Source organism: Corallococcus praedator (assembly GCF_003612125.1).
GTDB lineage: Bacteria > Myxococcota > Myxococcia > Myxococcales > Myxococcaceae > Corallococcus > Corallococcus praedator.
Genome location: NZ_RAWI01000520.1, coordinates 1 through 5,503 on the forward strand (window position 1 = coordinate 1; position 5,503 = coordinate 5,503).

Genomic DNA, 5,503 nt, shown 5'->3' on the forward strand with positions numbered 1-5,503 from the left:
GCCGCACTCTAGGCCCCAACGCCCACGTGCCGTTCAAGGTCACGTCGGCCCTCGGGTACACCAGCCCTGTCAGGCGGTCCACGAAGGGCGTCACCCGCGCCGCCACCCGGCTGTTGAAGTCCGCCACCCGCGACGGCACCCGGTAGGACCACGCCAGCGTCAGGTCCGGCAGGAGGTCCAGGCGCGCCAGCGGCTCCTCCTCCGGCGGCGTCACCCCGACCTGAAAGGTCCCCACGCGCCTCCCACCCGCAGGGGTGGCTCCGGGCAGCTCCTCGTCTGGAGTCTCCTCCTCCGTCGCCCGCATCGAGTACGCCACGCCCACGCCCACGCCCACCTCCACCGACGAGCGCCGGTCCACCCGGTGCGTCCAGGCGCCGGTGAGGGTGCCCACCGTGGCGCGCGCCCCGGTGGAGAAGCGCGAATCCGTGACGCCCACCGTGGTGGCCAGCGTGTGCCGGGGCGCGGGGGACCAGCCCAGGGCCGCCTGTCCGCGCGGACCGTACTGGAAGGGCACCGCCTCCTGCGCCGTGGCGTCCAGGCCGCCGCTGGCGGAGAAGCCCGCGCTGCCCGACAGCGACAGGCCCCGGCCCAGCCACACCGTCTCCGCCGCGAGCGTCGTCAGCGAGGAGAGGAAGAACACGCTGTCCACCCCCTCCGGCAGCGGCTGGATGGGGACATCCACCCCGGTGTCGCCCGGGATGGGGTCGCCGCCCAGGGGGTCATCCAGGCTGCCGCCCAGGGGCAGGTTGGTGAAGAGGTTCACCTGGCCCAGCACGAACTCCTGGGTGCCGTGCAGGGTGAGGCCGCGCGACGGCCGCCAGTCGCCCAACAGGCGGCCCACGTGCTGCACCTCCGTGCGCGGGTTGGTGGTGGCCTCGCGGAAGGAGATGCGAGGCGCGTACTCCAGACTGCCCACCGCGCTGCCGTCGTCGAACTTCAGGCCCAGCGTGGGCACCAGGTCCATGTCCCCCGCGACAGGGGGCACGGACCCGCCGGTGGCCTGCGCCTCCATGGAGCGCATGCGCGTGTCCACGCGCGCCTGGACGGCATAGGACACGTTGGCGGACGCCAGCTCCAACCACAGGCTCGTCAGGACGGCGTCCAGCACGGGCTACTCCACCACCACCACGTCGCCAGGGCGCAGGCGGAAGGCCGCCGCGCGTCCCTCGCCACGGATGATGTCCTCGTACTTCACGCGGATCCGCGTGGGCTCATCCGCCTTCGGATCATCCCGGCGGAGCACGAAGATGCGGTCGCGGTGCGCGTAGTCGGTGAAGCTGCCCGCGGCGCCCAGCGCCTGGAGCAGCGTGGCGCCTGGGTCCAACACGTGCGCGCCCACGTTGGCCACTTCGCCCAGCATCGTCACCGACATGGGGCGCGCTTCCTCCAGCGACACCGTGACGACGGGGTGGTTGATGAAGTCCTTGAGCCGCGTCTGGATCTGCTGCGCCAGCAGGGCGGGCGAGTGGCCGGCGGCCTCCACGTCGTCCAGGAAGGTGAGGCTGATGCGGCCGTCCTCGCGCACCTTCGCGCGCGTCGTCATGGCCTCCTGGCCCCACACCCGCACGTTGAGCACGTCGCCGGGAACGATTTGATAGGCCGCGTCGGACTCGGTCGGCTTCTCCTGGTACTCGTTCACCCAGGTGTACTTGCCCAGGCCGCTGCACGCGGGCGCGAGCAGCAGCAGGCCGGCGCACGCGAGCGCGCGCGACAGGGGGCCGGGGCCGTGGAATCGGGAGGGACGGGACGGCATGGCGCTCAGGCTCCTCACGCGGTGGGGGTGGCCGTGACGACCACCTCGGCGGGGGCCGCATTGCCCCGCTGCCGCGCCATGCGTACCACCTGGAGCAGCTCCGCGGGGCGAATGGCGCCGGTGACGAGCACGCCCGCCACGTAGGTGCCGGCCGTCAGCCCCAGCCGGGGCCACGCGGACACGCTGCCCACCAGGAAGCGGTCCAGGGCCACGCACACGCCGCACACCACCGCCGTCTTCGCCACCATGACGAGCGAACGCCGGTCGAAGGAGTTCCTTCCCATGCGGCTCAGGAACAGCACCGTGACGATGACCTCCGTGAAGAACATGGACAGCGCCGTGGCGGTGGCGCCGCCGGACGGGCCGATGCGGCCGTACAGCCACGGGATGAGCGCCAGGTTGAGCAGCGGGTTCACCACCGCGCCCATGGTGGCCGCCAGCGTCACCCACCACTCCTTGTTGGACATGGTGAGCCAGATGCTGCTGACCATGGTGACGTAGGCCATCACGAAGATGGGCGACAGCACGCGCAGGGGCAGCGCCGCGGGTTCGAAGCCGGGGCCGCACATCAGGCGCACCCAGAGGTCCGCGCCCAGCACCATGGCCATCATCACCGGCACGGTGAACGCGAGCACGCCCTCCAGCGAGCGGCGCGTCAGGTGCGACAATTCCTGGGGAGAGCGCGCCGCCGCGCGCGACATCATGGGCATCAGCACCCAGCCGAAGATGGGGCTGATGAGGAAGGTGAGGCCCGCGATGCTGAACGCGCCGCCGTACCAGCCCACCTCCTCCTTGGACGCGAGCTTGCCCAGCAGCGACATGTCCGTGCGGCCGTTGCACGCGAGCGCCGCCGCCGTGAGGAAGAACGGCAGGCACGCCTTCATCACCTTCTTCGTCGCGGTGATGTCGATGCGGAACTTCAGCCCCAGGTGCACCTTCGCCAGGCGCCAGCTGATGACGAGCTTCACCGCTTCGGACGCCACCATGGGGACGGCCAGCCACTGGATGCCCACGCCCAGCGCGGCCATCAGCGCCAGGCCTCCGCCCCACACAATCTTGGTGATGACGTTGGAGACGGACAGGCCCGCGACCTTGCCCTTGGAGTGCAGCAGCGCCGCCATGGACGCGTTGACGACGATGAGCGACTGGGCCAGCGCGAACCACTGCACCAGGTGCTGCACCTCCGGGGGCTCGCCGGTGTGGTGGAGCACCAGCGCCAGCGCGACCATGAGGATCAGCGTCATGCCCAGGCGCAACAGCATGGTGGTGCCGAAGAAGTCGCTCGCGTGCTCCGGGCGGACCGGCACCTCCTTGCGGATGTACGTCTCCAGACCCAGGTTGGTGGCCACGAAGAACGTGGCGGCGAAGGCCTCCGACCAGTTGAAGTAGCCGAACGCCTCCGGTCCCAGGTAGCGCGGCATCAGCGCCCGGATGCCCAGCGCGATGGCGTACGTCACCATCAGCGAGCCGCCCAGCTGCAGCGTGCTGCGCACGGCGCCGCGGACTTCGTTCGCGCGCGCGCCGTCTTCGACTTCAGCGGAGGAGGGGTTCTGACTGTTCACGGTCATGGATGACGCGGGCCTTCAGGGGTGATGCGTACACAAGGGGGGGAAGGCCCGCCCCATGGAAAGACAAACGGGCCCGACGCGTCAACGTCGGGCCCGGAGATTCACGACTGGTCGCTAGCTTGCCCCGCGGCCCGTGATGACAACCGGAACCGTTTGGAGCAGCAGGCGGAGGTCGCCGGTGAGGCTCCAGTGGTCGATGTACTGCATGTCCAGGTACATCCACTGCTCGAAGGAGATCTGGTTGCGTCCGGACACCTGCCAGATGCAGGTCAGGCCCGGGCGCACGGACAGGCGGCGGCGCTGCCACGTCTCGTACTTGGCGACCTCGCTGGGCACCGGCGGACGCGGCCCCACGACGCTCATCTCCCCGCGCAGCACGTTGAGGAACTGGGGCAGCTCATCAATGGAGAACTTGCGGATGAAACGACCGATGCCGGTGATGCGCGGATCGTTCTTCATCTTGAAGACGGGGCCGGTCTGCTCGTTCTGCGCGGCCAGCCGCTCCTTGAGCTCCTCCGCGTTCACCACCATGGAGCGGAACTTCAGCATGTAGAACGGCTTGCCGTGCTGCCCGGTGCGCAGCTGCTTGAAGAAGATGGGGCCGCGCGAGGTGAGCTTGATGCACGCGGCCACCACCAGGAAGAGCGGCAGCAGCATCCACAGCGCCACCGACGACACCGCGATGTCGAACAGGCGCTTCATCGCCATCTGGTGCGGCTTGGGCGCCACCGCGGCGAAGTGCAGGTAGCCGTCCGCCACCGCGCGGGACTCCACGGGACGGGCGCGGTCCAGGCGGAACGAGTGCGCGGGCAGCGCGAACGGCACGCCGAAGCGCTCGGCCAGCTTGATGGCGGCCTGCATGGACTCGCCCTGCTTGAGCGTGTTGCCGGCGATGTAGACCTCGCTCACCGGCAGCGTGCGCAGCAGGCGCTCCAGCTCATCCGCGGGCCCCAGCACCTGCGCGGGCAGACTGTCGCCGGAGGCGTGATCCTCCGGGAAGCGTACGTAGCCCAAAATCTTGCGGCGGCCGCGGCCGGACAGGTCCTCGCCGGTGTAGCGGCCCATGGCGCCGGTGCCGACGATGAGCACCTCGTCGGTGGGGGCCTCCTGCGAGGCCACCTGGCGGAAGACGCCCAGCCGCAGCAGCAGCGCCACCGGCCAGAAGACGACCAGGAGCGGCGCGACGCCCACGTGCGTGGCGATGGGCATGGCCAGCTCCAGCACCGCCTGCACCGTCACGACGGCCAGCGTGGTGACGGACACCAGCGCCACATGATCCAGCTTGCTGCGCTCGGCGAAGCGCGAATCATACAGACACAGCGCGGTGCCGGTGATGAGCCACACGAGCACGGCGGTGAGCACCATGCTGGGCAGCTCCCAGCCCAGCGGCAGCGTCTGGCCGCCGCGCATCCACGCGGTGCCCAGCAGCACGCTCACCAGCAGCACCACGTCCACGGTGAGGTTCAGCTTCGCGGCGAAGCCGGGGGCCAGCCGCGGAGGATCCGTGGCCTCTTCCAAAGCCACGCTTCCCGTCAGCGGGGCTGTCGACGGGGATGCCTTGACCTCGGCGCCTGCAGTCGCACTGCTCATCGTGTCCACCCCCCTCTGCTTCGAACGTTCGGGTTTCGCAGAGGATACCGTCATGGCTAGAAAAGTTTAACCAGGAGGAAATGTAAGACTGCCAAATTGTGCGGCGCGGCGCAACCACTGCTCAGCAAGAAAGACGTGACAACAGGTGATTCCTTGAACGGCCTCATCCTACGAGGGGGACGTCGACCTTGTACCTGGAGCAGGTGACGTCTGGTCAGGACAGTGGATCGTCGTTGGGGTCCAGCGCACCCGGACCTGGGACTGACTGCATGTACGATGCCGGTCTGACAGGTGGATGCATCGCCCCTGCCCGGGACCTGAGGTGGCGGAAGTCATCAAGGGTTCCAGGCAGTTGGCGGTGTGGGTCCCAGTCGCTCCGCACCGGTGTAGACGTTGCAGCGGCCGTTCCTTGAGAACGCAGCGAGCGTCAATCCAGAACGCAGGGCCAGGTCGATGGCGAGCGAGCTGGCGGCGGAGACGCTGACGACGACGGGGATGCGGGCGCGGGCGGCCTTCTGGACGATCTCAAAGCTGGCGCGGCCGCTGACGGCGAGCACGGTGGGCGCGGCCGGGAAGGGTGGGACGGGGAGGC

Annotated in this window: 5 protein-coding genes; all 5 read right to left on the reverse strand. The window is 69.6% G+C overall.

Annotated features, from left to right (window positions below):
• On the reverse strand, positions 1 to 1,108 hold a 1,108-nt coding region (gene epsX, locus D7Y13_RS37725), incomplete at its 3' end, for an exopolysaccharide export protein EpsX (RefSeq protein ID WP_120630966.1).
• Positions 1,109 to 1,111: 3 nt separating this feature from the next.
• The gene (gene epsY, locus D7Y13_RS37730) at positions 1,112 to 1,753 is read right to left on the reverse strand and encodes an exopolysaccharide export protein EpsY (RefSeq protein ID WP_120537602.1); all 642 of its coding nucleotides are present in this window, start codon (positions 1,751 to 1,753) and stop codon (positions 1,112 to 1,114) included.
• Positions 1,754 to 1,767: 14 nt separating this feature from the next.
• Positions 1,768 to 3,321, reverse strand: a complete 1,554-nt coding sequence (wzx, locus tag D7Y13_RS37735; protein ID WP_233595968.1) for an exopolysaccharide biosynthesis flippase — start codon at positions 3,319 to 3,321, stop codon at positions 1,768 to 1,770.
• 114 nt (positions 3,322 to 3,435) lie between these two features.
• Entirely contained in the window at positions 3,436 to 4,920 is a 1,485-nt protein-coding gene (gene epsZ / locus D7Y13_RS37740; RefSeq protein ID WP_120537601.1) for an exopolysaccharide biosynthesis polyisoprenyl-phosphate hexose-1-phosphate transferase EpsZ, read from the reverse strand.
• Between the two features lie 326 nt (positions 4,921 to 5,246).
• Positions 5,247 to 5,503: formate dehydrogenase accessory sulfurtransferase FdhD (locus D7Y13_RS37745; protein WP_208734530.1), on the reverse strand; the 257-nt coding region annotated here is incomplete at its 5' end.

What these genes read in the sequence shown, in the direction of transcription:
- epsY (WP_120537602.1), bottom strand. Translation starts at nt 1,753, where the DNA reads ATGCCGTCCCGTCCCTCCCGATTCCACGGCCCCGGCCCCCTGTCGCGC.
- wzx (WP_233595968.1), bottom strand. Translation starts at nt 3,321, where the DNA reads ATGACCGTGAACAGTCAGAACCCCTCCTCCGCTGAAGTCGAAGACGGC.